Below are 26,104 nucleotides of genomic sequence, written 5' to 3'. Positions count from 1 at the left end.
GCTAAGATAAATGAACTCGTTCAGTAAAAAACTGAACATCGGGGACTCTACCCCCACCTATGCAAGGTACGAGAACCACTCCTCCTTGCAGAAGTGTGAGCCTTATGATTGGATAAAGGTGAAGTACGATGTTTTATGAAAAGATTAGGTTTGAGTGGCGGCGCTCTCTGCCCATTACCTTCATCCTGCTTTTTTTTATGCTTAATGCGGGAATGTTTCAGGGCAGTTACTTGTTGGTGGCAATTCGGTGTTTGACTTTATTAGTTTACACCAGTTTTTGGCTGCCTCCTCACGAATGGTGGAACCTTAAAAGGATCTTAATGGCTACTATTGCTGTTAGCATCATAGTTGTAATGTCTTTGTTACTACAAAACAATTTAATTAGTATTTATATGATGATTATTTTGACATTTCCTGCATCGTACTGTTTAAAGGACCGAGTATATTTCTATTACTTATTTATTATTCTCTTAGAAATATTTTCTTTATTAACGTTATTTGGGCACCACAATTATTCTCAATCGTTGTCAATTCTGATTTTTTTTATTGGTATTGCCGTTTCAATTCGAGCCAGAGTAACCAGACAGGAAGCCAACAAACTTAGTCAGCTTCATCTTAAGGAACTTGAAAAAGCTCACAAAGAACTTCAGCAGGCAGCGGTTACAACCATGCAGCATGCTGTCTTAGACGAACGGACAAGGATTGCTCGAGAAATTCATGATGCCATAGGGCACAGCCTGACATCATTGATCGTTCAGCTGCAGGCCCTGCGGTTTATGATTGAAGACGATCCGGATCAGGCGAAGCAATCGGTGGAAGAAATGTTGACAGTGGCTCGCCAGGGTCTGCAAGATATTCGAGTATCCGTGCATGCTTTGGCGGCCGATAGGTCGGCTCTAGGCATTGCTCCGCTGCAAGCCCTTGTTTCTAAAACGAACGCTACCTCGAAGCTGGAATGTACTTTCAGGGCAAACTCTCAGGCCGAAGATTTGCCCTCTGAGGCAGGAGCCGTGTTGTTCAAAGTTCTTCAGGAAGCCATAACGAATATTCTTCGCCATTCTCAAGCGACTAGAGTGGAAGTGGATGTTTCCGTTTCAGGAAGGGATTGCAGCATGACCATTAAGGATAATGGCAATTTCAGCGCGAATCGGTGTGCTTGGGAAGGCTATGGCATAAAAAGCATGCGGGAACGAGTGCAGGAAGTTGGCGGGAGTATTATGTTTAACCCAGTTCAACCGTCGGGATTAAATATAATCACTCATATACCCATTCCTCCCCAGGATTTATAGTAAGAAGGAGAGTAGTGCGAGAATGATAGCTCAAGGTGTGATTAGAGTGCTCTTAGCTGATGACCAGACCATGATTAGACAGGGTTTAGGCTATATCATTAAAATGCAGAAGGATATGCAGCTTGTAGGTGAAGCTGCTAATGGTGATGATGCGGTGAGACGAACGTTAGAAACCAAGCCGGATGTAGTTTTGATGGACGTGCAAATGCCCGGACTTTCCGGCATTAAAGCAACAAGGGAGATTCTTAAAGATATGCCGGAGGTTAAAGTGGTTATCCTTACTACATTTGAAGTTCAAGATTATGTTTATGAGGGAATAAGGTCAGGTGCAGTTGGTTATCTTCTTAAAGACGCAGATACGGACGTGATGCTGGAAACCATAAGGGCTGCTTACCGAGGGGAAGCTGTGTACCGTACAGGTTTGGCCGCAGGGGCTCTTGTCAGGGCTTTGTCTCCAGAAGTTAAGGCGAGTCAGAATCAAATTGAGCTTCTGGAACCCCTTACTGAACGGGAAAAAGAGGTCTTACAGCAGATGGCCTTTGGCTTAAAAAATGATCAAATTGCCGAAACTCTCTTCATAACAGAAGGAACTGTGAAAACCCATATTCATCGTCTGTTGCAAAAGTTTGGCGCTGAGGATCGAACTCAACTTGTTGTTAAGGCTTTACGCGGCGGTTTGGTCAAGTGATTTATCCTTTATCCTCATCTAAGACCCCCATCATAGCCCTGATGAACCCTAAAGAGTTTAAAACATTATTAGAGACAAGAAGAAAGATGGATAAAAATGTATCCTTAATGCAATACTTATAGTTAATCTAAGTAAAATAAGGAGGGACTCGGATGAAAAATGTAACGATGTATACTAGCGATACCTGACCTTATTGCTCTATGGCGAAGGAGTTTCTTTCGCAGCATAATATTTCGTTTCAAGAACGAAATATCAGTACCGATGAAGAGGCGTTGAACGAGCTGCAAAGCAAAAATATTAGTGGAGTTCCTGCATTCATTGTCGGTAATGATACGGTGGTTGGCTTTAATAAGAATAAGATTTTGTCTTTGCTTCAGTGAAGGTATTATTTAGAAGGATGCAGCTTGATCAAGGAATATATTTCCGGAATAAATAAACGTAATCAGGTAATACTACAATCATAAGGGTACGTAATGGTCGAGCCAAGATTTATATATGCTTTAACAGGTGTATATAAGTCGGCCAAAGATTATAAGCAGGTGCTTAAAGGTGTTTGTTTATAGTCGGCGGGAAGATTTTTTTTGGTAGGGAAAAGCTTTAGAGCAGTTTAAGGGATTGCTTTAGGGTTCCAACTTATCAGGAAATGTCGAGCTAAGATTTTGCAAGGTGTTGAACTTGTACAACCATATATTAAATGATATATGCCTGTATAAGAACGCGCAGGTCAGATATAGCCGTAAGGTTATGTCTGGCTCAGTAGATACCTTGTTTAGTCGAACGAACCATCAATTTAGGTGGGAACTTGCTTAGCCTTAGTCGCAAGATTATTGTTAGGTGATAAACGATCTATGTTGGTGCTAGATAAGACCATTGCGTGCTCTTATATTATCAATTCTCTTAAATTAACAACTTCATTACAAATTCTCGAGTGCTGAAATAAACCAATGTTGTTTTATTTCAGCACTTTTGTTTTATCCAACGTAAGACTCCCACTTCAAGTGGGAGTGGTTCCCATACCTTGCTTCGGTGGGGGTAGAGTCCATCCTTCAGCGCGATAGCATTTGTTATGGTTCAGCTTTAGCTGCACGAGTTCACTATCAGAAGTGCTCAAGAACATAGCAACTTGTACAATTTCGCAGTTATGTAACAAGTTTGGATAATGTCTTTAAATGCTTTGCAGCAAATAGAAGATCAGGAACATGCCAACGGCTAAAACAGAGATGCTCAGTAAGATATTAAGGAATGATGAGGGCTGATAAGTATTGGTATCGATTTGTAAATCAACGTTTCGATATTTCAGATAGGCTAAAACACTCATAAGAGAACCAAGTGCAACCAGAGAGATGCCAATCATTGTCGAGTATCCATGAGAGGGGGGGAAGGTAACATCAAGATTTGATTGTCCAAGGACATAGGACATTTGTTTAAGAAACAAGGCAAAGCGCTCGACAACGAAACCAAAGCCCATCATTGCGATACTCGTTCTGATCCAGGCTAAAAACGTTCGTTCATTGGCGAGGTGCAGACGGCGATTAGTATTGGGCTTTTGAGAGGAAATTTCTTTTGTTAACATTATTTTTTCTCCTTTGTAGTGTCGTATTAGGTTAAAGCAAGTATGAAAACTACTCCCACTTGAAGAAGTGGGAGTCTTGCGAATGGATAAAAAGTTTATAAACATAGGGCAATTTCAGATTAAGGATCATACAAAAAGAAAGGCGATAGCCATAATAACGTAAGAGGCTAACAGTTGTGCGCCTTCCAGCCAGTTTGAGCGGCCATCCATGCTAATAATGGCCGTAATTACTGTGCCCAAAATAATGACAACAAGCTCATAACTTGTAAAGAGAAGATCAATTGGCCGTCCGATTAAATAGCCGATAAAGACAAGCAAGGGAGCGACAAATAGAGCTATTTGAGTGCTGGAACCAATAGCAATTTCCAGGCTGATTTCCATTTTGTTTTTTAAAGCCATCATAACACTTGTGGTATGCTCTGCCGCATTACCGATGATGGGAATAATAATAACACCTATAAAAAGCTCGCTAATTCCCAGGGTGTTAACGACCGGTTCAATTCCTGACACCAAAAACTCGCTTTCAATAACGACAAAGATCGTAGCCGCGAGGAGAATAAGTAATGCTTTACTCCTTGTCCACTGTGGAGTACCTGAATGTTCTTGGCTGGGACGAAATACGTCTTTGTGGGTATGAAGAGAAAAGAGTAAACTCAATAAATAGATCAGGATCAAAACTGCGGCTACACCTAGACTTAAAGGTTCAGCGGCAGGATTTGAATGGTTATTGAGAAAGACTGCGGGAATAATCAGCCCGGTAACGGCTAAAAGCAGCATAGAGGTGTGCATGCCAGCAGCAGCTCTGTTAAATTTTTGAGTTTTAAATTTGAATCCTCCGAGCAGCATGCTGAGTCCCAAAACAAGGAGCAGATTACCGATGATCGATCCGGTTATGGAGGCCTTAACCACTTCGACAAGACCGGACTTTAAGGCAAAGAGTGTGATAATCAGTTCGGCGGCGTTTCCAAACGTGGCATTCAATAAGCCTCCGATATTTGGTCCTACATAAATGGCGATCTCTTCCGTGGCCTTCCCCATATAGCCGGAAAGAGGAATAATGCTCAAACAAGCTGTCAGAAATGCCAGGATGGGTGAACTATTTGTAAGATGAAAAAAGATACTGACAGGGATAGCTAAAAGAAATAAATTAAGGAACTTCACAAATTATCCTCCTCAAACGTGATAAATAGCCGCGGTTTATCCAATGTAAGACTCCCACTTCTTTAAGTGGGAGTGGGTCCCCGTACTCTGCTTCGGTGGGGGTAGAGTCCAACCTTCAGCGCGATAGCATTTGTTTTGGGTTAGGCGCTTTCAGCAAAAGTGTCCACAGGACACTTTCGTCACCGAAGTCTCGATGTTCAGCTTTAGCTGAACGAGTTCACTTACACAAAACTTCCTATCAAACACATTATGAAGGAGGATAATCAGGCGTGCAATACCCAAAGAAATACTATATAACAGATTATAATAAAATAAAGTGTTTTAAAGGATATTTTGTCTGTGTGGCGAAATATTTATGGATGCGGCGAAATTTGCCATGAATCTTGTCGCAGAGCCGGAGCCTAACAGAGGAGGCAAGATAATTGAAACCAGAAATCATTCAGGAACTGACTAAAATAGTTGGAGAGGAAAATCTCTACACAACGTTAGAAGACTTATATTGCTATACTTATGATGCATCATTTCTTAAGGCAGACATTAAAGATTTAGCGGGTGTTGCAGTGTATCCGGGCACTGTTGAAGAAATTTCCATGATCCTTACGCTGGCAAATCGCGAAAAAATCCCTGTTGTTCCTCGAGGAGCTGGGACTAATGTCAGTGGAGGGAGCGTTTCTATAGGAGACTGTATTGTCCTTGTCTTGAAGAGAATGAATAAAATCCTGGAGATTGACAAGAAGAATCTCATTGCTGTGGTAGAACCGGGAGTGATCACCGGACAATTTCAGAGGGAAGTGGAAAAACTTGGCCTCTTTTATCCCCCTGATCCGGCAAGTTTGGCTGTGTCAACCATGGGTGGTAACGTGGCGGAGTGTGCCGGCGGGCCCCGCGGTGTCAAATACGGAGTAACAAGGGATTATATTTTAGGCCTGGAAGTCGTTCTGCCAACGGGTGAGATTATGATGACCGGCGGACGAACGATAAAAAATGTCACAGGTTACGATATGACAAAACTTTTTACCGGTTCCGAAGGTACTCTGTGTGTAATTACTAAAATCATTGTTAAACTCATTCCTCTGCCGGAGGCTAAGAGTACTATGATGGCTGTTTTCTCTGAGATGGAACAAGCTTCTGAGACGGTATCAGAAATCATTGCCGGTGGGTTAGTTCCCTGTTCCCTGGAATTACTGGATAATATTTATATCAAAAATATTGAAGAGTATGCTAAGGTGGGGCTTCCCGTAGAGGCAGGGGCTGTCCTTCTAATTGAAGTAGATGGAGATTCTGAGATACTGTCCAAACAGATCGGCAAGGTCGAAGAGATTTGTCGTCGTCTTGGTGCCGTTCAAATTCGGGTTGCTACGACAAAGAAAGAAGCGGAAGACTTATGGTTTGCCCGGCGATCAGCTTTTGCTTCGGTTTCACGGGTAAAACCGACTATTATTGGCGAGGATGCAACGGTTCCCCGCAGCCAAATTCCCGTCGCAGTACGGCGAATCCAAGAAATTGCCGCCAAGTATAATATTATTATTGCTATACTTGGTCATGCGGGAGACGGTAATCTGCATGCAACCATTCTTACTGATGAAATGGACAGAGAGGAAGCTGCACGAGTAGAAAAGGCTATTGATGAGATTTTTGTTTTAACAGTGGAACTTGGGGGCTCTTTAAGCGGAGAACATGGCATCGGACGAGCGAAGTCTAAGTTTATTACCCTGCAGACAGGGGAGATAGGTCTGGAAATCCAGCGGAAGATTAAACATGCTCTGGACCCCAATAACATTTTAAATCCCGGCGTTATGTTTGGAGCGTGAGGAAATGGAACGTTCATTTGAGTCTTGGGAAAAAGAAGTTATCCGCTGTATACGATGCGGTTCCTGTCAAAATGTTTGTCCTGTTTTTCGAGAACTTCAGGCTGAATCAACCGTCGCCAGGGGTCGAGTAAAGCTTATACGAGGCGTTATCTCCAAGGATCTATCCTTAACTGAAGGGTTTATTTCCAAGATGTCCTTGTGTTTAATGTGTAAAGCATGCGTAGCCAACTGTCCAAGCGGTGTCAAGGTTGACAAGCTTGTGGAAGCGGCCCGCAAGGAAATTGTAGATCAGAAAGGGCTCTCACCGCTCAAAAAGCTAATCTTTCGTCTCATTTTAAAAAACCGTTGGGTCTTTGACACAGGAATGAGTGCAGGTCGGATTCTGCAGAAAGTTGTTTTCCGTCCTGGTCCGGGAGGACAAGGAATGCTGCCCAGAATGCCGTTGGGGATTGATCAAAGACGATTGCTTTCTCCCCTGGCGTCCAAACCTTTAAAGGCAATGTATCCGCAAGTTGTTAAAGTTGCGAATCCTCGTTTGCGTGTGGTGTTTTTTACCGGCTGCATGATCAATTATATTTACACGGACACAGGAAGAGCAGTCGTTAATGTTCTAAACCGCTTGGGCATAGACGTTGTCATTCCGAAACTCCAAAATTGCTGCGGAACTCCGGTACGGATGAACGGAGATTATGAAACGGCTCGGGAAATGGCCCGGGCTAATATTGACGTTCTTTTGAAAGAAAAGGCGGATAGTGTGGTGGTTGCTTGCGGGACCTGTGGCTTAGCTTTGAAAGAGGAATATGCTGAGTTGCTGCAGGATGAACCGAGATATGCTGAAAGGGCTAAACACTTGGGGAAGATGGTTAAAGATTTCACAGAACTGGTCGTTTCTCTGGGTGACTTTAAGGAGAACATTGGTGAATTACCTCTTAAAGTTACCTATCATGATCCCTGTCATCTTGTACGGGGTCTAAACGTAAAAGAGCAACCCAGAGAAATTATTAAGCAAATTCCCGGAGTAGAATTTTTGGAAATGAAGAAGCCGGATACCTGCTGCGGCAGCGGAGGTTCCTTTAGTTTGACTCATTATGAGCTTTCCACGAAGATAAATAATCGTAAAGTTGAGGATATCCTGCAAACTGGGGCCGAGGTAGTTGTTACAGGATGTTCTGCCTGTCGTATGCATATTTTGGACGGACTTCACCTTCAAGAGGCTGGAATGGGAGTAATACACACTGCTCAGCTCCTAGAGATGGCCTATGAAGCTAGAGAAGGAATTAAGACAGGAATAAAGATTTAACAGCTTTAACAAGTTAAACTGTAGGAGATAAGCATAAATGCTGCCTGAGACTAGGGAGAGCCGTCACCACTTCTTCATTTCAAGGAAGTGGGTGACGGCTCTTTTTTGTACTCGATTCGTTGAAATCTTTGCCAGCTTTAGCTGAACAACTTCACTAAGCCAGCAAGTATTTTGTTCTGACCTCTTCATTTTCGGCTAAGGATTCGACGGTTCCTTCAAAACGGACTTGTCCGCGTTCAAGAACATAACAGCGATTTGCTAATTTTAAGGCAGATTTGAGATTCTGTTCGGCTAAGAGGATTGAGATTCCGGTGGAACAAAGTTCTAAAATCTGTTCTTCAAGTTCGCGAACAATTAAAGGGGCAAGCCCTTCTGTTGGTTCGTCCAATATTAAAAGATCCGGATTACCCAGCAAAGCCCGGCCAATACTGAGCATTTGTTGTTCACCGCCGCTTAGGTTGCCTCCGCGGCGATTTTCATATTTCTTCAGTACGGGGAACAAGGCGTGAACTTTATCGATTGTCCAGTCACCGGGGCGAATACCGGCAGCAATTTCAAGATTTTCACGTACTGTGAGGTCGGCAAAAATCCTGCGGCTGTCAGGGACATAACTGATTCCCAATTTAACCATACGATTAGTCGGTATTTTAGTAATAGTTTGTCCGCGAAATGTAATTTCACCGCTTTTGGGAGGAACGATACCCATAACACTTTTCAGGGTTGTAGTCTTACCTACGCCGTTTCGGCCGAGGAGTGATACTACTTCTCCCTGTGCGACCGTTAAGGACAAACCGAATAAGATATGGCTCATGCCGTAATAGGTGTGAATATCCTTGATTTCTAGCATACTTCAGCTTCCCCCAAATAGGCTTTTTGCACAGTTTTGTCGCTGCGAATGTCTTCAGGCAGGCCTTGAGCAATCGTCTCTCCTTGATGCAGAACCATAATTTTTTGTGCCACATCAAAGACGAGATCAGTGTCATGTTCCGTGAGCAATATCGTCAGGCCTTCATCTTGAGACAATCTTTTAATAAGTTGGACGATACGACTCGTTTCATCAGGAGACATTCCTGCCGTCGGTTCATCCAAGAGGAGAAGTTTTGGCTCGCTTCCTAGGGCAATAGCAATTTCCAGGACTTTTTGATCTCCGTAAGAGAGGGAACTGCATAAATGATCCTTATATCGTACAAGTCCAAAACTATTGAGGACTTCCAAAGTTTCTTCCCTGAGAAGCTTTTTGGCGGGTTTGAACAACTTCCGGTCAAGACGGTGCTTGGCAAGTACAGCGGTTTGTATGTTTTCGAATACCGTCAAACTGGAAAAAATATTAATTAGCTGAAATGACCGTCCGATACCATGGTGACAGATTTGATGGGGAGTACATCGGGTAATATCGGTATTCTGAAAACGAATTGAACCGGAATCTGCTGTTAAATGGCCGGTGATAAGATTAAATAAGGTGGATTTTCCCGCGCCGTTGGGTCCAATGACAGCTACAACTTCTCCTTGGGGAACGGAAAGATTGGCATTCGCTATTGCCTGATATCCCTCAAAGGATTTTTTAAGCTGCTCAATTTGAAGCATCTAATCCTCCTCCTCTCTGACGTCGCCCTTTTATTTTTTCGCTAATGTAACCTAGAATCCCCTGAGGTAAGAAAAGTACAAGAATTAATAAAAGGAGGCCGAGGACAAGAAGCCAATATTCAGTATAAAGTCCTACGATCATCGACAAAAGAACTAAGATGGCTGCTCCTAAGGTTGGCCCTAAGAAGACCGTCAAGCCTCCCATTAGGCACATAATTAAGATTTCGGCGGATTTATTCCAGAATAAGAGGGAAGGAGCTACGGAACGTTCCAGGAGAACAAAAAGTACCCCTGCAACACCGGCAAAAAAACCTGCAATAACAAAGGCGATCAGACGGTGTTGTTTGACATTGATTCCTAAACTTTCAGAGCGTACCGGATTGTCGCGGGCTGCCAGTAAAGTAAGGCCAAAAGGAGATTTCGTGATTTTAGAGAGAATGAGCAGAGAGACGAGAAGAACTAAAAGAGTTGTATAATACACAGAGCTAATAGACGTCAAGAAGTCTGGAACAGGAATGGCATGGATGCCATTATCACCATTCGTCAGGGCATTCCACCGGTAAACAATAGCCCAAACTAATTGTCCTAAAGCTAACGTGAGCATACCAAAATACAGCCCCCGCAGACGGACACAAAACCAACCGATCACAAAAGCAAGAGCAGCTGAAAGTATAGGCCCGAGAATGACTGCCAAGGCAAAAGGCCAAGAGGTTTTGGTCAGTATAATGGCAACGGTATAAGCGCCGATCCCGTAAAATACCCCATGATGTAGATGAAGCAGTCCCCCGTAGCCTAAAACCAGATTTAAGCTTGTTGCCAGCAAGGCTGTTGTGAAGATAGTGGCTAAGAGGTAACTATAATAGGGCGGGATGAGGGTTGGAACAATCAGGAGAATAAGGATTCCGATCAGAGCCAATCCCAAGCCCAATAAGTTATGAATTTTTCTGTTTGTAGTTCTTGATGAAGGATCAATGTTTACTGACATACTTGGTTTCCTTTCTTACCAGACAGATTTTAATAAACCTGAGGGTCTAAAAATAAGTAAAATACCTGCAATCATATAGGGCAGTATAATTGAGACGCTGGGAATGAGAAGTACACCGATGGCTTCTCCCATTCCGATGATGATTGAACTGATAAGGGCTCCCCAGATGTTGCCCAATCCGCCGATTACCACTATCAAAAAGGCGTAGATGAGAATATTCGCGTCCATCCCCATAGAAACTGTTGTTGTGGGAGCGATTAAAGTTCCCCCTAATCCGGCAAGCCACCCTCCCAGGGCAAAAACTAAAGCAAAGACTCGAGTGCTGTTGATGCCTAGAATGTCTACCATTTCACGGTCAGTTGCTGTTGCACGGCATATTTTGCCCAGATGAGTTTTAGATAAAAAGAGCCATAATCCGAGTGCTACAAGAGGTCCGATGAGGAGCAGGAAGGCATTGTATAAAGGCAGAGAAGCTCCCCAGAGCGAAATGGAACCTCTGAGCCCTTCGGGGATATTTATGGATTTATATTCTGACCCCCAAATGATTTTAACCGCATCACCGGCAATGAGTACGAGGGAGTAGGTTAAGAGCATTTGCGTTAAATGATCTCGGTTATAGATGAAACGCAGCAAACCGCGTTCGATAATAAGACTTAAAATCATTACGGTAATGGGAGCGACCAGCAAAGCCAACCAGAAGCCATAATGGCCATGACCTAAAGATGTTGAAACTGTGTAGGCTGCAAAGGCTCCCAGCATGTAAAGCGATCCGTGGGCGAAATTTGTAATCCTCAGGACTCCGAAGATAAGAGTTAGTCCCGCAGCGACGATAAAAAAAATCATCCCCCTGCTGAGGCCTATTAACAATTGACTTGAGAATGTTGCTATATCCATTTGTCTATCCCCTATCGTTTAGGTTGAGAAATGGGCGGTACCTTGCGGTACCACCCATGAAATTACTTGTTTATTTTTTCGCTCTTGCTTTTTGGATATCATCTATAGGAGGCATTATCTCATCCGGGCTGAGCGTGTGGAGGTCTGTGGGAGCGATTTTCCCGTCCGTTTTGCCAACGGCTCCATAGATCATAGGAATGGCAACCTGGTGATCTTCTTTACGCAGTGTGGCTTTACCAACGGGGGTGTCAATCGATAAACCTTCCAAGGCGTCGATGATCTTTTCTTTATCCGTACTTCCGGCTTTTTCAATGGCCTGCCCCAAGAATTGACCTGCCATATAACCGTATAATGCGAAAGCAGCAGGTTCACGATTATATTCCTTTTTGAAAGCACTCACAAAGGCTTTGTTGGCTGCGGTGTCCGGATAACTAGAGAGATAAGGATTTGTTCCTAATACTCCCGTGGGAGCCTGATCTCCTAATGGTCTCAAAGTAGCTGGGTCGATACTGGTGTGAATCCAGACCGGTATTTCCTGTGCTAAGCCGGTTGCCTTCACGGCTTTCATAAAGGCTACCATGTCTGCCCCTCCGGTGCCGACTACAAGAAGATCAGGTTTCTTACTGCGAATGGCGTTGATGTAGGGGGTGAAATCCGTTTCCCCAACTTGCCACCAAGTTTCTCCGGTTTTTTGGACATCCGGCTCAGTTTTTTTCAAATTTGACCAGAGGTTATCAATAACTGAGTGACCATATTCGTAATCGCTGCCGGCGAGCCAAATCTTTTTATAAGGTGTTTTGGAGATCTGGACGGCTCCGGCTTTGCCAATAATTGCGGTATTAGGTATGGTGCTAAAGACGTAGCGGTGACCGGCTGCCCCAGTGACTTTGTCACTCATCCCGCCCCAATCAATAAACGGTACTTTGTTTTCTTTAGCGTATTGAGAAACCGCCAAAGATCCTGCGCTATTTGTGGTTCCGGCCAAGAAATCAACTTGATCACGCATGACCAGTTCTTTAGCCCAGCTAGTCGCTTTGTCAGGCTTAAACTCATCGTCGCGGGTTACGATGTCGATCTCCGGACCGCCTTTAGCGGCAATTTCTTTGGCTGCTAATTTGAAGCCATCTAAAGAATCCTGGGCATAAACTGCGGCACCGCCGGTATATGTATCCACGATACCTACTTTAATAGCTTTTTTGCCGGATGTTGTCGTTGGACTGTTTCCACATCCGGTCACCAATAATGCTGTTGTCAGAAGCAAAGATCCTATGCGCATTAAACTGCTGGATTTGATTCTGCCTACCATTCTAACCATACTATTTCCTCCATCCTCATTCTTACGTTGCTGTTTTTAGAAATAAACAGGAATCAAAAAAGTGCTTTTGCCGTCCTACCATGCTTCCTTTCTGTTCTAAGTCCTTCAGATTCAATCCGAAGAATTATTAAGTTATTATGTTTAGATTGTATAGAGCATGTTAAGATTATAACAGTTGAGTTTGGAACAGACAATACTTTTTTGATGTGTAATAATACAATTTTCGTCAAACCATATGCAAGTTCATTCGTACATATAAGGATAAAAAAAAGGGGGGGTGCGCTGCGAACTTAAGTAGTTCACAGCGCACCCCCTTTTTTTATGTTCCAAAATATAACTGCGGACTCTGAAGAGTCCGCAGACAAAAATCCTCTTCAAAGTATTAACCTTTGAACAACTGAAACTGATGGATGATTTGTTAAAGCTTTACTATTTCAAAAATCCATTGAGGATAGTATCTTCAGCCTCGGATTCAGAGAATCCCAAGGACATTAACTTGATTAATTGTTCTGATTCGATACGCCCAATAGCTGCCTCGTGAATCAGCTGTGCTTCACTGTGACGGGCAGATATTTTGGGTGTGGAAAGAACTTGAGCATTATGCATAATAATGGCGTCGCATTGAATGTGCCCTCGGCCTTTATTACGTCCAACCAAGTCAAAAAAGAACTCTTGTTTCGAGTTGTCCTGGGCAACAGAACGGGAAATGATTTGGGCTGAAGAATCTGCTCCGATTAATTCAACGGTTATGTTTGATTCCGCATCCTGATCTTTGTATGTTAGGAGACGTTCAGTAACCACAAGTTTGGCCTTATCCATAAGTCTAATCTCAGTGTCTCTTTTGGTATGGTCAATTCCTTTGATCTGAATCATTTCAAGTTCGACGACGGCACCTTCTTCGGCCTCAATAATGGTTTTGGGATTAAGAACCCGTTCGCCTGTTCCTTCCCCTTGGCCATAGTGCTTTTCAACATATTTGAGTTTTGCGCCCCGGCGAACATAAAAGTTATGGATCCCGTCGTGCTGCGATTTGTGACTTCCGGAATTATGGATTCCACAGCCGGCAACGACTAAGACATCGGAATATTCCCCGATTTCAAAGGTATTATAGACAACGTCATTGATGGCTTCCTCCGTTACGATTACGGGAATGTGAACACTTTCTCCTTTAGTATAAGGTTTGACAATCACATCAATGCCTGATTTATCAGCCTTCGTGACAATATCGATATTGTCAGTCGTATTTCGCTGAACCCCGACTCCATTCTTGCGGATATTAAAAGCTCCTTGAGGTATTTCATGAAGGTCTGCTACTTTTTCCAGCATAGTCTTATCCAGCGCATTGAGCATTTTGATTAACTCCTTTCGCGCAATTTGAACCGCAAAGACAAGCATCATTATTAAGAATTCTGGCCAAAATTGTGTCTCGTTCTGATTGGTCACTAATCATTCCATTTGACATCAAAATAATTTCATCAGCCAACTCCATGATACGTTCCTGATGAGAAATAATAACAATGGTAGTATCGTATTTTAAATGGATGTTTTTGAACGTTTCCGCCAGTTTTTGAAAACTCCATAAATCGATGCCTGCTTCCGGTTCATCAAACACTGCCAGCTTGAGATTTCGAGCAAGTACTGTAGCAATTTCGATTCGCTTCATTTCACCGCCGGAAAGACTGCTGTCCACATCCCGGTTGAGATAATCCTGTGCACATAACCCTACGTCATAAAGCAGATCGCAGATATTAACCGTTTCAGGGTTATGAGATGCGGCCATTTTGAGGAGTTCTTTTACTTTTATTCCTTTAAAGCGAGGTGGATTTTGAAAAGCATATCCTATTCCCAAACGGGCTCGTTCCGAAATACTTAAGTTCGTGATATCTTGTCCATCTAGTAGAATTTTTCCGGCCGTGGGATTATAAACTCCCATGATTAGTTTAGCTAGAGATGATTTCCCCCCACCATTGGGTCCTGTAATAACATATATCTTTTTTTCTAAAAACTTCAAATTAATCTCTTTGAGGATTTCGACCCCTTTGTCCTCATTGAGGCCCAGAGAAACGTTCTGGATTTCAAGCATTGCTATTCCTCCTTAGTTCATCTAGATTCAACAATAACATAATCCGACATTATATTGTAGGGGTAACCTAATTATTTTCAAAATAAACTATGTTCTTATTGTACAAGCCCCTGAATAAGTTTAAGTAACCTTGGAATAAGAGGGGGAGCATTTTTTGGAAAGTATCTCTCGGTTTAAAATAAAGGATAACCTGATACCAATTTCTCATGGTTACTTTTTGGCAAAGAGTGATCCATTATTTTGGCAAAAGCTCCTAAAGAGGAAACCAGAGCATGCGGAGGCCATGTATCATGTTGCTCTGGAAATTGAGGAAAATGCTCAAAAAAATCTCAAAAGATTTCTATGGACTAGAAATGAAGGCTATTTAACAGCCTACCGAAAGGGAATAAAAGAGGCTTCGGATTTAATGCAGCGATCTTTGGGGAAGGGATATTTTAAGGCTCGGACTGAGATTTTAAGAATACAGGAAGAAATCCATTCGACAGATAAAAGACTAACGTTAGCGAAGAAAAAACTAATGTCAAACAATAGAACTCTAATATATGTTTTCTTGGCTGTGATTATTGCCCTCTTAATTTTAATAGCTTTTTTAATTTGCTATCGGTCTTCGACAACGTATTTGGAGAACCATCGCTATACTTATATGTTACCCTATGAAGTTGTTGATAAAAAGCAGGCGGTCATCCCTCAAACAGACTTAATACCAATAACCATTCAGGTTAAAGGAACAATCACAAAACAGCTCCTCGTAAATTAACTGATGGAAACTTTAAAACAAGATTACGAAAAGAATCCCACTGACGGCAAATTAGTGGTCGCAAGATGAAGATCAGCGGGATGTGGGGTCTCACCTGAAACGGATTTAATTTCCGCAGTAAGACAAGCACTAAAGCCAGCTATTACTAAGGGTATCGATTTTCCCTTTGCGCCGATACAGATTAACATTAATAAGCTAAACCATGAGCTCATGGTTATGTCAGGAGATAAGACAATACGAAGCTACACTGTAGCTTTAGGGAAAAACAACCTAACACCAGAAGGGAATTTATGGATTTCCAGAAGAATCGCCAACCCGGACAAGAGGGTCAGTAAGGCGGACAATGGTTATGGCACAGGGGCTATGGAATTGTCAGATCCAAGTTTTGCCATTCGCGGCACAAACTTTCCCGAAAGTATTGGTTGTATTCGCTTAAGTTATCCTCAAATGGAAGACCTTTATACCTTAACTCCATTGTAAACTAATGTCAATATTTTCAAGAGCCCAAATGTGCCCAAGACTCCGAGCAATCCTCCAGCTCTCTGTTTGGGCCCTAATGGACATTTTATCACTGGGGTGGGTAAGGGCAAAAAGGCAAGGAGCCGATGTTTCTCGAATAAAAAGTTCGTGAAACACGGCTCCTTGCCAGACCTTATCGCGGAGTAAACTTATTGATTTATCCCGATGTTCAGCTTTAGCTGAACGATTTCACTATTGATTTGAGGAAATTTCACCAAGAGTTGCCTGAACAGTTTTTGTTTTTCCATCGCGAACGAAAGTTATTGATATTTTGCTTCCGACAGAGTATTGATAGAGATCGTGAACAAGGTCAGAAGAGCTTTGAACTTGAGCATCATTGATCTTTGTAATGACATCCCCTTTGACGATTCCAGCTTTATCGGCAGGGCCATTGGGAGTTACAGCGGATATATAGGCTCCAAGAGGGAGGTTGTTGTCTTGGGCGTAAGAGAGGTATTGGTCGTTTGTTGTTACTAAAAGAGCGGGATGTGTTGCTACACCAGTTTTAATCAATTGCTGTATTGTCGGCAGTGCATCTGAAATAGGGATTGAGAAGCCCATCCCTTCGAAGCCGGATTCAGCGTATTTGGCAGAATTAATGCCTATAACGTTCCCTTGGTAATCGACAAGCGGTCCGCCGCTGTTTCCGGGGTTGATCGCCGCATCTGTTTGAATAAGATTGAAGCTGGATTCTCCTTGGATATCAAGGGTACGGTCGGTCGCCGAAACAACACCTGTTGTTACAGAACGGGCAAATTCAGCGCCCCCGGGATTTCCGATGGCAACTACGGGTTCTCCGACTTGAAGCTTGCTGGAATCCCCAAGCTTGACGGCAGTTAAGTTCTTAGTGTCTGAGATCTGTAAAACAGCCAGGTCTGTACGCGGATCAGCGCCTACAACCTTGGCGTCAAGATTGCGGCCATCGCTTAAGCTGACTGTGATTTTCTGTGCGCCGTCAATGACGTGATTATTGGTAACAATATATCCCTTTTGGGCATCGATAATGAATCCTGAACCGCTGCCGGCTTCCTGGAGGTTCGAACTGCCGCCGAAGACATTTTGCGTGGATTGAAAATTTGAAACTCCTACCACAGCTGGGCCAACCTCTTTGGCGATTTCAGCAACGGGAAAATTTGTTTGACTGGAAGCAGAGGCGGAAGAAGTAGAAACTTGGGCTATGGAGCTTGTTGTTTTGGCGGCAGCAGTAGTCGATAGGGCATTTGTGGGGTAAATTGCCGGAACGACGGCTACGGCTGAGAGAGCTCCAATGATGGCACTCATAACACAAAGGCCAGCCGTAGCAACAAATTTTTTGGTCGATTTTTTCTTGAGTGGGGGTGGAGCAAATTGTGAATTAAAATTTTGGTACGAGTTAAAATCTTGATTAAGAATTGAGCTTTCGCCAGGCTGTTTCTCAGGTTGTGCCTGTTCTGTCTCATCTGTCTTTGTTAAGCGAATTTCTTCATCCATGGTTGAATGCCTCCTATTAGAATTGAAATTATATCGTCTGAGAGCGCCCTAAAGTGATAGTCCTCTATTTTGGTTCGATGATACAAAGTTTCTTCCGAGTACTTCTCAAGGATAACTCAAAGTTGTGAAGCAAAATGGTACAAAATGTGAAGTTTTTTTGGAGTTTAAGTTGAGAATGTGTGAAGAGATGGTTTTCAGCCTGTTGTTTAATGTTGTGCTAATGATTTAAAGAATTAATTGTTAATAATCATCCATCCTATAGACATCCATTTTTAACAATATTAGGCTAAAGGCAAGAACGGTTTTCGGATTTTTGAGACTATTTTCACATTAAAAAGTAACTACTATTTTTCAACTTGCGGAATACATCTTATTTAGATAATAGACTATGAGACTGATAGGTTGTGATCTATGAAAGAGTCGGTTTTTCTAAATTTAGAGGAAATTCATTTATTTAGCCGGGGAGAGCTTCATAATGCCTATACAAAGTTTGGAGCCCATATTATTGAGGATAATGGGGTGCTTGGTACCTACTTTGCAGTTTGGGTACCGGAAGCTAAGTCAGTTTCTGTTGCCGGAGATTTTAATGGCTGGAAGGCCAAACAGGATTGGATGATTGAAACCGGAGATACCGGCGTGTGGACACTTTTCATTCCCGAGAAACTTACCGGGTTATATAAATTCGCAATTCAGACTAAGAATGACGAAGTGTTCCTGAAATCAGACCCTTTTGCCTTTTATTCTGAACTTAGGCCGTTAACTGCCTCGAAACTATACTCTCTGGAGGGATATCATTGGCGGGATCAACATTGGATAGCGAGCCGGGTAAAGAGTCATCCCCAAGATAAACCTCTGCTGATCTATGAAGTCCATGCCGGTTCCTGGCACCGAAAAAGGGATGGCGGTTTTTATCATTGGCTGGATTTTACTGATGAACTGATACGTTACATTTTGGAGATGGGCTATACCCACATTGAATTTATGCCGCTGATGGAGCATCCCTATGATGGTTCCTGGGGTTATCAAATCACCGGATATTATTCCTGCACAAGTCGCTTTGGAACACCTCATGACTTTATGTATTTTGTTGATTGCTGTCATCGAGCGGGGATTGGAGTTATTTTGGACTGGGTGCCCGGACATTTTTGCAAGGACGGTCATGGTTTGGGTAAATTCAATGGGTCCTCGGTTTATGAAAAAGATGAACATGGAAAATGGGGGACTTATACCTTTAATTTTTCGAAACCTGAAGTCTGGAGTTTTCTTATTTCGAATGCAATTTTTTGGTTTGATAAGTTTCATATTGATGGACTTCGAATCGACGGGGTTAGTAGTATGCTTTATCTCGATTTTGAAAAACCGGATAAAGGCTGGGAGCGCAACATTCAGGGGGGACGAGAAAATCTGGAAGCAATCGCATTTATGCAGAGGTTAAATGAAGTTGTGTTTCAGGACTTTCCCGGGGTCCTCATGGCTGCCGAAGAGTCGACTGATTGGCCCTTAGTGTCCTATCCGACCTATGTCCATGGCTTAGGCTATAACTTCAAATGGAATATGGGGTGGATGAACGATACCCTTCGTTATATGCAGCGGGAATTCGCCTGCCGTAAAGATAACCATAACTTGTTAAACTTTTCCTTAACCTATGCCTTTTCCGAGAATTACGTTTTGCCTCTTTCTCATGACGAAGTAGTTCATGGGAAACAGTCCCTTCTTGATAAAATGCCCGGTGATTATTGGCAGAAATTTGCCGGTTTAAGAAATTTAATAAGTTACCAGATGGGACATCCAGGAAAGAAGTTAATGTTTATGGGAGGTGAATTGGCTCAGTTCATAGAGTGGCGCTATGATGCAGAACTGGATTGGCTGCTTTTAGATTATGAGATGCACAAAAAGTTTCAGGAATATATTAAACACTTCAATAAGCTTTATCAGCGTGAAAAGGCTTTCTGGGAAAATGACCATGAATGGTCAGGCTTTGAATGGATCGATGCGGATAACAGGAACCAAAGTATCTTGATTTTCTGTCGCCGGGGGAAAGATCCTAAGGACTTTCTTATTATAATTATCAATTTTCAGCCTGTTGCCTATCGGAATTTTCGCCTAGGGGTTCCTCAAAGGGGGATCTATCAAGAATTGTTTAATTCAGATCAGGAAATTTTTGGCGGTTCAGGCTGTTTGAATAATACTGCCCCTAAGGTTACTGAGAGGATTCGATGGCATGGCAGGACATTCTCTTTAAGAATTAAAGTTCCTCCGTTAGCAACTATCATATTAAAACCTCAGTATAAATACAAATTAAGGCGGGGGGGCGTTGCATGTTTACCAACAAAGATAATTTCAAACTGGCATACCTTACCAAAATCAGTGAAACGGAAGGTATAACTCTAGATGAAAGTTCCTTATGGGACAAATACAAAACGTTGGTTTTAATGTTAAAAGAAACGATAAGCTTTAACAGAGCGTTAACTAAGAATTCCACACTGTACACCAAACAAGTTTATTATTTTTCCATGGAGTTTCTAATCGGCAAACTTCTCCGTTATTATTTAGTCAATATGGGCGTCGAAGAATTGGTTAGAGAAGGTTTAGCGGAATTGCACATTGATCTTGATGAGTTACTGGAACAGGAAGCAGACCCCGGACTTGGAAACGGCGGTCTGGGAAGATTGGCCGCGTGTTTTTTAGATTCTATGGCTTTTGGAGGAATAGCAGGCCATGGCAACGGTATTCGCTATAAATACGGGTTGTTTGAGCAAAAGATCAGAAACGGTTTTCAAACAGAGGTGGCGGATAATTGGTTAAAAAACGATTATCCTTGGGAGATTCGCCGAGCCGAAAAAAGTATTATCGTTAAATTTAAAGGTCACGTTCGCACGGAAGTAGTGAAGGGGAAATTAGTGTTTTATCACGAACACTATGAACCTGTTCTGGCGGTTCCTTATGATATCCCTGTCATAAGCTACGATAATCCTTTGAATATTAATAATCTCAGACTATGGAGTGCTGAACCTTTAAGCAATGAGTTGGATCTTGCTTCTTTTAACCGGGGGGATTTCGATCAGGCCGTCAGTTTAAGATCCGGGGTTGAGGCGATTTCTTATATTCTTTATCCCGATGACAGCAGTCGTTCAGGAAAAGAATTAAGACTGAAACAGGAATACTTTTTTGTGGCAGCGGGATTAGGGTCGATTATGAGAAGCTTTAAAAAACGAAATCTATCCTTGGCTGAATTCCCTCGCTGGGTGTCAATTCACATTAATGACACTCATCCGGTGTTGTGTATCCCCGAATTAATGCGGATTCTGATCGATGAGGAGGGTTTGGGATGGGACCAGGCTTGGAACATTACTGTAAATTCCACTTCCTTTACCAACCATACCATTATGCCAGAGGCCTTAGAAAAGTGGCCGGTAACATTATTTAAAAATCTTTTGCCAAGAATTTATATGATAATTGAAGAAATTGACCGACGATTTAAGGAACGCAGCGCTAAAAGATTCTTAGATGATCGGAAGATCATCCAGAATACCCAGATAATCAAGGATGATCATATTCAGATGGCTAACCTGGCGGTTATTGGCAGTTCCTCTGTCAACGGAGTCGCTTCGTTGCACACTAAAATTCTTAAGCAACAGGTATTTAAAGACTACTACAGGATTTTTAGCTATAAGTTTAATAACAAGACAAATGGTGTCAATCATCGAAGATTTCTCTTAACAGCCAATCCGGTCTTGTCAGATCTAATTACTGAGGTTATTGGCCCGACTTGGAAGAAGAACGCTGAGGAATTAGAAAACCTCCTGATTTATAAGGAGGATGCAAGTTTCTTAGAGAAGATTGCGGAGGCAAAATATCATAATAAAATGCGGTTGCTTCAATGTGTTAAAAAAACTCAAGGAATTGAGCTCGATTGCTTCTCGATGTTTGATGTTCAAGTAAAACGGATCCATGCCTATAAACGGCAGCTTCTTAACATTTTAAAAATAATGCATTTATTTAATCAAATTCAAGAAGATTCAAATACCGTGCTCGGTTCGCAAACTATTATTTTCGGTGGTAAAGCAGCTCCGGGCTATCATTATGCTAAAACTATTATTAAACTCATAAATACATTGGCTGAAAAAATTCACAAGGAACCAAGAGTTAGAGAAAAACTTAAGGTCATTTTTATAGAAAATTTCAATGTTTCTTTAGGTGAACTAATATATCCAGCTGCCGATGTCAGTGAACAGATTTCTACGGCGAGCAAAGAGGCTTCAGGAACAGGGAATATGAAGTTTATGATGAATGGCGCAATCACGATCGGCACATTAGATGGTGCAAATGTAGAGATAAAGGAAGCAGTAGGTGAAAACAATCTTTTTATTTTCGGCTTATCGGCAGACGAAGTTTTACGCTATTACCGTGAAGGAGGCTATAAGTCTTTAGATCTCTATTATTCAAATCAGGATCTAAGACGTTGTGTTGATCAACTGGTCAACGGTTTTTTTGAAACAGCCGGCGAAGAATTTAGGGTTATCTTTGATTCTCTTTTGCTTTATAATGATGACTATTTTATTTTAAGGGATTTTGCGGATTACCTTGAAGCATATAAGCAGCTACAATCTGCCTACTCTGATCGAAAACATTGGACAGAGATGTCACTGGTTAATATCGCCAAATCGGGTGTTTTCTCAAGCGATCGTACCATCAGAGAGTACGCAGATCAAATATGGAAGACTAGTTTTCGCCCTATCAACTCCCATTTTAAGGATAAGCATTAAGTAGACGATTCGTAAATGCAGGAAGAAGAGAGAAAGGTGAAAATATGCATAAGCAAGAGTGTATTGCAATGCTTTTGGCAGGAGGGCAGGGGAGCAGATTAGGGAGTTTGACGCGTAATATTGCTAAACCCGCGGTCTCATTTTGTGGCAAGTACCGAATTATTGATTTTAGTTTAAGTAATTGCGCAAATTCCAACATCAATACTGTAGGGGTTCTCACTCAATATAAGCCCTTCCTGCTTAATTCCTATATCGGCCTGGGTTCTGCCTGGAATCTTGACAACCCCTTCGGTGGTGTCCATATTTTGCCTCCCTTCGTGGGGGAACACGAATTAAGCTGGTATAAAGGGACTGCCAATGCCATTTTTCAAAATTTAAAATTTATTGACTTTTTTGATCCAGACTATGTGCTTATTATCTCAGGAGATCATATTTATAAAATGAATTATCTCTCTATGCTCAATTATCATAAAGAAAAAGGATCGGAAATTACAATTTCCACGATTGAAGTTCCTTGGGAGGAAGTTTCACGTTTTGGTATTGTGTCTCTTAATAAAGAAGGCAGGATAATAAAGTTTACTGAAAAAATTGCGAATCCTGATAGCAATCTGGCATCTATGGGAATCTATATTTTCAACTGGCCAATTCTCAAGCAAGCATTGCTTGAGGATGAACAGGATCAAACATCCGAAAATGATTTCGGAAAAAATATTATCCCTAAACAAATTGAATTAGGAAGAAAATTGTATGCCTATAAGTTTCAAGGCTATTGGAGAGATGTGGGCACCATCGAAAGTTACTACAATGCTAATATGGAATTTCTGGAGGGAGATGAGGCCATTAATCTCTTTGACCCCGCTCAAAGGGTTTTTTCCAATGAAGATATTTTGCCGCCGCAGTATATTGGCCCGAAAGCAAGAATTAATAACAGTCTTATCAGTAATGGTTGTGTGGTGTTAGGAGATGTCAGCTATTCAGTTTTAGCTCCCGGAGCCTATGTCGGGGAAGGGGCCAGTATAAAAAATTCTATTTTATTGCCCCATGCCAGGGTCAGTGGTCATGCAAAAATCAATAAAACAATTGTCGGTGAAAATGCCAAAATAATGAGTTATTGTTCAATCGGAATTGAAGAGGATTCCGTTGTGCACCAGGCAGGAATTACAGTAATAGAGGATCATTACGTCCTTGGAAAAGGCTCTGTCATTTATGCGGGCAGTAATCTGTATTCAACCCGCTAAAATTTGTCGAGGGGAGGGTAGCAGATGCAAAATGCCATTGGAATCCTATTTGGAAATAATGGTTCTGATAGCCTTAGTCTCAGAGGGTTAACTTCCGAGAGGTCGATCGCGGCGGTCCCCTTCGGAGGACGTTATAGAATTTTGGATTTTGCACTATCAAGTATGGTTAATTCCGGCTTATGGACAATCGGGTTAATTACCCCCCGCCATTATAGGTCGATTCTGGATCATTTGGGTGCCGGCAAAGATTGGTTTTTGGATCGTAAGTCAGGAGGATTGTTTATTTTACCTGGAGCCATTCATGGACTATCAGGGGAAAACGGAAAATTCCGGCTAAAAGACTTACAGTTGAATATTGAATATCTGCAGAAGGACTTATCTGAAAATATAATTATCAGCGGCTGTAATCATATTTTTAATATCAATTATAATGAAGCATTAGAAAAACACAGAAATGAGAAAGCCGATGTAACGTTGATATATAAAGAAAGCACAGATCTCTCAGCTATGAAGGGAAAAGAACGTCTTGTTATCTCTGATAATCAAGATGTTCTTGACATCCTGGATGTGAGTGACACGAACTCAACAATAACTTGGCCGCGAAAGCAGAACTATTTTTTAGATATGTTGATTATTCGGCGAACGCTCCTTCTGGAAATTGTTGATGGATATCGCTCCATTGAAGGTATAAATCTAATCGAAGCAATACGTGAAAATATACGCACCTTAAAAATTATTGGAGTTCCTTTTACTGGCTATTTCGGAGTGATAAATTCAGTAAAAGATTATTTTGATCGGAGCATGGAATTACTTGATCCGATAATTTGCCGGGAAGTACTCATGGGACATGATCGAATTCACACTAAAATTGTGGACAATCCTCCCACGAAGCATGGCAATCAAGCAATCATAGCAAATTCACTAATTTCCAGTGGATGTATTATTGAAGGAGAGGTCCGTAATTCAATCTTATCACGCGAAGTGATTGTTGAAGACGGAGCCAGCATAAGCAACAGTATTATCATGCAGAAATGTAAAGTTTCCAGTGGTTCAAGATTAGATCATGTCATACTGGATAAATTTGTTCAGGTTTTTCCAGGGAATATATTAAAAGGAAATAAAAGTTCTCCCTTGGTCGTCCTTAAAGGGTCTTTGGTCTAGGCTTGAGAAAAGAGGGGTACTATGAAAATCGTTTTTGCTATTGCTGAGGCAGATCCCTTTGTCAAAACCGGTGGTTTGGGTGAAGTAGGAGGTTCTCTGCCAAGTGCCTTGCAAAGACAAGGCGCTGACGTTCGTGTCATTATGCCAAAGTATAGTATTATCCCTGAGGATTTCCGCAAACAGTTTCAGAAGATTAATCATTTTTACGTTCCTTTAGCATGGCGCAGACAATATTGCGGCCTTGAAGAATTCACCTATAAAGGAGTCCGCTTCTACTTTATCGACAATGAGTATTATTTTAAGCGAAGTAATGTTTATGGAGAATACGATGAGGCAGAACAATATGCTTTCTTTTCACGTGCTGTGTTGGAAAGTCTGACTCATCTGCCGGAATTTAAGCCTGATATCATTCATTGTCATGACTGGCATACGGCGCTTATTCCCTTGCTGCAAAAGGAGTTTTATGTTAAAGAACCTCTATATTACTCACTTAAGACGGTATTTACGATTCACAATCTTAAGTATCAAGGAGTTTTTCCTAAAGAAGTTTTGACGGATATAATTGGCCTTAATGAAAAGTATTTTACAGAGGAAAAGTTGGAGTTTAATGGTAAGGTTAATTTCATGAAAGCAGGACTGCTTTATGCCGACCGAATTACAACTGTAAGTCCGACCTATGCTCGGGAAATTCAATATTCTTTTTATGGAGAGCGGTTAGAAGGGATTATTCAGAAACGCAAAGATTTATTGCTTGGTATTCTCAATGGCATTGATTATCAGGTTTATGATCCTTACACAGATTCTCTGATTTCTTCCCCTTATGGTTCTTCTCCTAAAGCTAAGGACCTGAATAAAAAGGATTTGCTGCATTGCTTAGGACTTCCCGAAAGGGGAAATTTACCGCTTCTGGGGATGGTAAGCCGTCTAGTTGACCAGAAAGGGCTGGATCTTCTCTGTTTTATTATGGAAGAAATCCTGATGCTTGACGTACAACTGGTTATCCTTGGGACAGGGGATAAACGTTATGAAGAGAAATTGCAAACATTTGCCGAGAAATATCCTGATAAGTTTGTCTTCAGAAGAGAATTCAACGATCAATTTGCTCACAAAATCTATGCTGGAATCGACATTTTATTAATGCCGTCACTTTTTGAACCTTGTGGTATATCACAAATGATTGCCATGCATTATGGAACAATTCCCATCGTGCGTGAAACAGGAGGATTAAAGGATACAGTGATTCCCTTTAATGAATACACGGGTGAAGGCAACGGCTTTAGTTTTGCCAATTATAATGCTCATGAATTACTGTTTGCCGTTCAGCGGGCAGTAAAAATCTATGACTCCGATAGAACTGCTTGGGCCCGATTGCAAAAAAGTGCCATGACTTGTGATTTCAGTTGGGATTCTTCAGCCTCTGCCTATCTTAATCTATACGAGTCTCTTATTAGGCTAAAAGCCTAAAACTTATTTAAGGCTTTAGGTGAAAGAATTCTAAAAATCTTCCTAG

At 41.9% G+C, this 26,104-nt stretch carries 22 protein-coding genes; 12 read left to right on the top strand and 10 right to left on the bottom strand.

All coding sequences use genetic code 11. From position 1 onward, the window contains the following. Positions 1 to 128: 128 nt before the first annotated feature. From ACPUYX_RS15920 to ACPUYX_RS15910, 3 genes are all read left to right on the top strand, one after another. The gene (locus ACPUYX_RS15920) at positions 129 to 1,289 is read left to right on the top strand and encodes a sensor histidine kinase (RefSeq protein WP_426380618.1); all 1,161 of its coding nucleotides are present in this window, start codon (positions 129 to 131) and stop codon (positions 1,287 to 1,289) included. A 22-nt stretch (positions 1,290 to 1,311) separates the two neighbouring features. Continuing rightward, positions 1,312 to 1,977, top strand: coding sequence for a response regulator (locus ACPUYX_RS15915; RefSeq protein WP_426380617.1), 666 nt, complete (start codon positions 1,312 to 1,314; stop codon positions 1,975 to 1,977). Positions 1,978 to 2,129: 152 nt separating this feature from the next. Further along, the gene (locus ACPUYX_RS15910; RefSeq protein ID WP_088226997.1) at positions 2,130 to 2,357 is read left to right on the top strand and encodes a glutaredoxin family protein; all 228 of its coding nucleotides are present in this window, start codon (positions 2,130 to 2,132) and stop codon (positions 2,355 to 2,357) included. Positions 2,358 to 3,142: 785 nt separating this feature from the next. Here ACPUYX_RS15910 and ACPUYX_RS15905 read toward each other — a convergent pair. After that, on the bottom strand, positions 3,143 to 3,550 hold the full coding sequence (locus ACPUYX_RS15905) for a YidH family protein (protein WP_426380616.1): 408 nt from the start codon (positions 3,548 to 3,550) through the stop codon (positions 3,143 to 3,145). Between the two features lie 126 nt (positions 3,551 to 3,676). Beyond that, entirely contained in the window at positions 3,677 to 4,711 is a 1,035-nt protein-coding gene (gene cax, locus ACPUYX_RS15900; RefSeq protein WP_426380615.1) for a calcium/proton exchanger, read from the bottom strand. A 422-nt stretch (positions 4,712 to 5,133) separates the two neighbouring features. Between cax and ACPUYX_RS15895 the strand changes: the two genes are divergently transcribed. Both ACPUYX_RS15895 and ACPUYX_RS15890 read left to right on the top strand, forming a co-directional pair. Beyond that, on the top strand, positions 5,134 to 6,522 hold the full coding sequence (locus ACPUYX_RS15895) for an FAD-binding oxidoreductase (protein WP_426380614.1): 1,389 nt from the start codon (positions 5,134 to 5,136) through the stop codon (positions 6,520 to 6,522). A gap of 4 nt (positions 6,523 to 6,526) precedes the next feature. Then, positions 6,527 to 7,822, top strand: a complete 1,296-nt coding sequence (locus ACPUYX_RS15890; RefSeq protein WP_426380613.1) for a (Fe-S)-binding protein — start codon at positions 6,527 to 6,529, stop codon at positions 7,820 to 7,822. 154 nt (positions 7,823 to 7,976) lie between these two features. On the opposite strand, the gene ACPUYX_RS15885 is transcribed toward ACPUYX_RS15890, so the two are convergent. From ACPUYX_RS15885 to ACPUYX_RS15855, 7 genes are all read right to left on the bottom strand, one after another. After that, positions 7,977 to 8,669, bottom strand: coding sequence for an ABC transporter ATP-binding protein (locus ACPUYX_RS15885; RefSeq protein WP_426380612.1), 693 nt, complete (start codon positions 8,667 to 8,669; stop codon positions 7,977 to 7,979). Further along, positions 8,663 to 9,406 (bottom strand): ABC transporter ATP-binding protein, encoded by a 744-nt coding sequence (locus ACPUYX_RS15880; RefSeq protein WP_426380611.1) that lies wholly within the window; start codon positions 9,404 to 9,406, stop codon positions 8,663 to 8,665. Before ACPUYX_RS15880 ends, ACPUYX_RS15885 begins: the two co-directional genes overlap by 7 nt. Continuing rightward, positions 9,393 to 10,391 (bottom strand): branched-chain amino acid ABC transporter permease, encoded by a 999-nt coding sequence (locus ACPUYX_RS15875; RefSeq protein ID WP_426380610.1) that lies wholly within the window; start codon positions 10,389 to 10,391, stop codon positions 9,393 to 9,395. Before ACPUYX_RS15875 ends, ACPUYX_RS15880 begins: the two co-directional genes overlap by 14 nt. Positions 10,392 to 10,406: 15 nt before the next feature. Beyond that, complete coding sequence (locus ACPUYX_RS15870) at positions 10,407 to 11,285, bottom strand: branched-chain amino acid ABC transporter permease (RefSeq protein ID WP_426380609.1); 879 nt, start codon at positions 11,283 to 11,285, stop codon at positions 10,407 to 10,409. A gap of 70 nt (positions 11,286 to 11,355) precedes the next feature. Further along, complete coding sequence (locus tag ACPUYX_RS15865) at positions 11,356 to 12,600, bottom strand: ABC transporter substrate-binding protein (RefSeq protein WP_426380608.1); 1,245 nt, start codon at positions 12,598 to 12,600, stop codon at positions 11,356 to 11,358. A gap of 429 nt (positions 12,601 to 13,029) precedes the next feature. Next, positions 13,030 to 13,950 carry a SufB/SufD family protein gene (locus tag ACPUYX_RS15860; RefSeq protein ID WP_426380607.1) on the bottom strand — a complete coding sequence of 307 codons (921 nt, stop codon included), beginning with the start codon at positions 13,948 to 13,950 and terminating at the stop codon, positions 13,030 to 13,032. Next, positions 13,931 to 14,683, bottom strand: coding sequence for an ABC transporter ATP-binding protein (locus ACPUYX_RS15855; protein WP_426380606.1), 753 nt, complete (start codon positions 14,681 to 14,683; stop codon positions 13,931 to 13,933). The genes ACPUYX_RS15860 and ACPUYX_RS15855 overlap by 20 nt, the downstream gene beginning before the upstream one ends. Before the next feature lie 154 nt (positions 14,684 to 14,837). Between ACPUYX_RS15855 and ACPUYX_RS15850 the strand changes: the two genes are divergently transcribed. Next, a complete protein-coding gene (locus ACPUYX_RS15850; protein WP_426380605.1) occupies positions 14,838 to 15,440 on the top strand; it encodes a hypothetical protein in 603 nt (200 codons plus the stop codon). Positions 15,441 to 15,548: 108 nt separating this feature from the next. After that, positions 15,549 to 15,920, top strand: coding sequence for a L,D-transpeptidase (locus tag ACPUYX_RS15845; protein ID WP_426380688.1), 372 nt, complete (start codon positions 15,549 to 15,551; stop codon positions 15,918 to 15,920). 231 nt (positions 15,921 to 16,151) lie between these two features. Here ACPUYX_RS15845 and ACPUYX_RS15840 read toward each other — a convergent pair whose 3' ends face one another. Next, positions 16,152 to 17,429, bottom strand: coding sequence for a S1C family serine protease (locus ACPUYX_RS15840; protein ID WP_426380604.1), 1,278 nt, complete (start codon positions 17,427 to 17,429; stop codon positions 16,152 to 16,154). Positions 17,430 to 17,840: 411 nt separating this feature from the next. Between ACPUYX_RS15840 and glgB the strand changes: the two genes are divergently transcribed. The 5 genes from glgB to glgA are packed head-to-tail and all read left to right on the top strand — an operon-like array spanning position 17,841 to position 26,058. Continuing rightward, complete coding sequence (gene glgB, locus ACPUYX_RS15835; protein ID WP_426380603.1) at positions 17,841 to 19,814, top strand: 1,4-alpha-glucan branching protein GlgB; 1,974 nt, start codon at positions 17,841 to 17,843, stop codon at positions 19,812 to 19,814. Next, positions 19,748 to 22,195 carry a glycogen/starch/alpha-glucan phosphorylase gene (locus ACPUYX_RS15830; protein ID WP_426380602.1) on the top strand — a complete coding sequence of 816 codons (2,448 nt, stop codon included), beginning with the start codon at positions 19,748 to 19,750 and terminating at the stop codon, positions 22,193 to 22,195. The genes glgB and ACPUYX_RS15830 overlap by 67 nt, the downstream gene beginning before the upstream one ends. A 44-nt stretch (positions 22,196 to 22,239) precedes the next feature. Further along, positions 22,240 to 23,433, top strand: coding sequence for a glucose-1-phosphate adenylyltransferase (locus ACPUYX_RS15825; protein WP_426380601.1), 1,194 nt, complete (start codon positions 22,240 to 22,242; stop codon positions 23,431 to 23,433). Between the two features lie 24 nt (positions 23,434 to 23,457). Then, complete coding sequence (gene glgD, locus ACPUYX_RS15820; RefSeq protein WP_426380600.1) at positions 23,458 to 24,594, top strand: glucose-1-phosphate adenylyltransferase subunit GlgD; 1,137 nt, start codon at positions 23,458 to 23,460, stop codon at positions 24,592 to 24,594. Between the two features lie 21 nt (positions 24,595 to 24,615). Further along, complete coding sequence (gene glgA, locus ACPUYX_RS15815; RefSeq protein ID WP_426380599.1) at positions 24,616 to 26,058, top strand: glycogen synthase GlgA; 1,443 nt, start codon at positions 24,616 to 24,618, stop codon at positions 26,056 to 26,058. Positions 26,059 to 26,104: the final 46 nt, after the last annotated feature.

The organism is Desulfosporosinus sp. SYSU MS00001, assembly GCF_049943955.1.
Classification (GTDB): Bacteria; Bacillota; Desulfitobacteriia; order Desulfitobacteriales; family Desulfitobacteriaceae; genus Desulfosporosinus.
Note: the sequence above shows the minus strand (reverse complement) of the source record. Positions and strands in the feature narration are given on the sequence as shown.

Excerpts from the sequence above, each read along its gene's own strand:
- ACPUYX_RS15920 (WP_426380618.1), top strand. The coding sequence starts at position 129 with ATGTTTTATGAAAAGATTAGGTTTGAGTGGCGGCGCTCTCTGCCCATT.
- ACPUYX_RS15915 (WP_426380617.1), top strand. The coding sequence starts at position 1,312 with ATGATAGCTCAAGGTGTGATTAGAGTGCTCTTAGCTGATGACCAGACC.
- ACPUYX_RS15905 (WP_426380616.1), bottom strand. The coding sequence starts at position 3,550 with ATGTTAACAAAAGAAATTTCCTCTCAAAAGCCCAATACTAATCGCCGT.
- ACPUYX_RS15890 (WP_426380613.1), top strand. The coding sequence starts at position 6,527 with ATGGAACGTTCATTTGAGTCTTGGGAAAAAGAAGTTATCCGCTGTATA.
- ACPUYX_RS15885 (WP_426380612.1), bottom strand. The coding sequence starts at position 8,669 with ATGCTAGAAATCAAGGATATTCACACCTATTACGGCATGAGCCATATC.
- ACPUYX_RS15880 (WP_426380611.1), bottom strand. The coding sequence starts at position 9,406 with ATGCTTCAAATTGAGCAGCTTAAAAAATCCTTTGAGGGATATCAGGCA.
- ACPUYX_RS15875 (WP_426380610.1), bottom strand. The coding sequence starts at position 10,391 with ATGTCAGTAAACATTGATCCTTCATCAAGAACTACAAACAGAAAAATT.
- ACPUYX_RS15870 (WP_426380609.1), bottom strand. The coding sequence starts at position 11,285 with ATGGATATAGCAACATTCTCAAGTCAATTGTTAATAGGCCTCAGCAGG.
- ACPUYX_RS15865 (WP_426380608.1), bottom strand. The coding sequence starts at position 12,600 with ATGGTTAGAATGGTAGGCAGAATCAAATCCAGCAGTTTAATGCGCATA.
- ACPUYX_RS15860 (WP_426380607.1), bottom strand. The coding sequence starts at position 13,950 with ATGCTCAATGCGCTGGATAAGACTATGCTGGAAAAAGTAGCAGACCTT.
- ACPUYX_RS15855 (WP_426380606.1), bottom strand. The coding sequence starts at position 14,683 with ATGCTTGAAATCCAGAACGTTTCTCTGGGCCTCAATGAGGACAAAGGG.
- ACPUYX_RS15840 (WP_426380604.1), bottom strand. The coding sequence starts at position 17,429 with ATGGATGAAGAAATTCGCTTAACAAAGACAGATGAGACAGAACAGGCA.
- glgB (WP_426380603.1), top strand. The coding sequence starts at position 17,841 with ATGAAAGAGTCGGTTTTTCTAAATTTAGAGGAAATTCATTTATTTAGC.
- ACPUYX_RS15830 (WP_426380602.1), top strand. The coding sequence starts at position 19,748 with ATGTTTACCAACAAAGATAATTTCAAACTGGCATACCTTACCAAAATC.
- ACPUYX_RS15825 (WP_426380601.1), top strand. The coding sequence starts at position 22,240 with ATGCATAAGCAAGAGTGTATTGCAATGCTTTTGGCAGGAGGGCAGGGG.
- glgD (WP_426380600.1), top strand. The coding sequence starts at position 23,458 with ATGCAAAATGCCATTGGAATCCTATTTGGAAATAATGGTTCTGATAGC.
- glgA (WP_426380599.1), top strand. The coding sequence starts at position 24,616 with ATGAAAATCGTTTTTGCTATTGCTGAGGCAGATCCCTTTGTCAAAACC.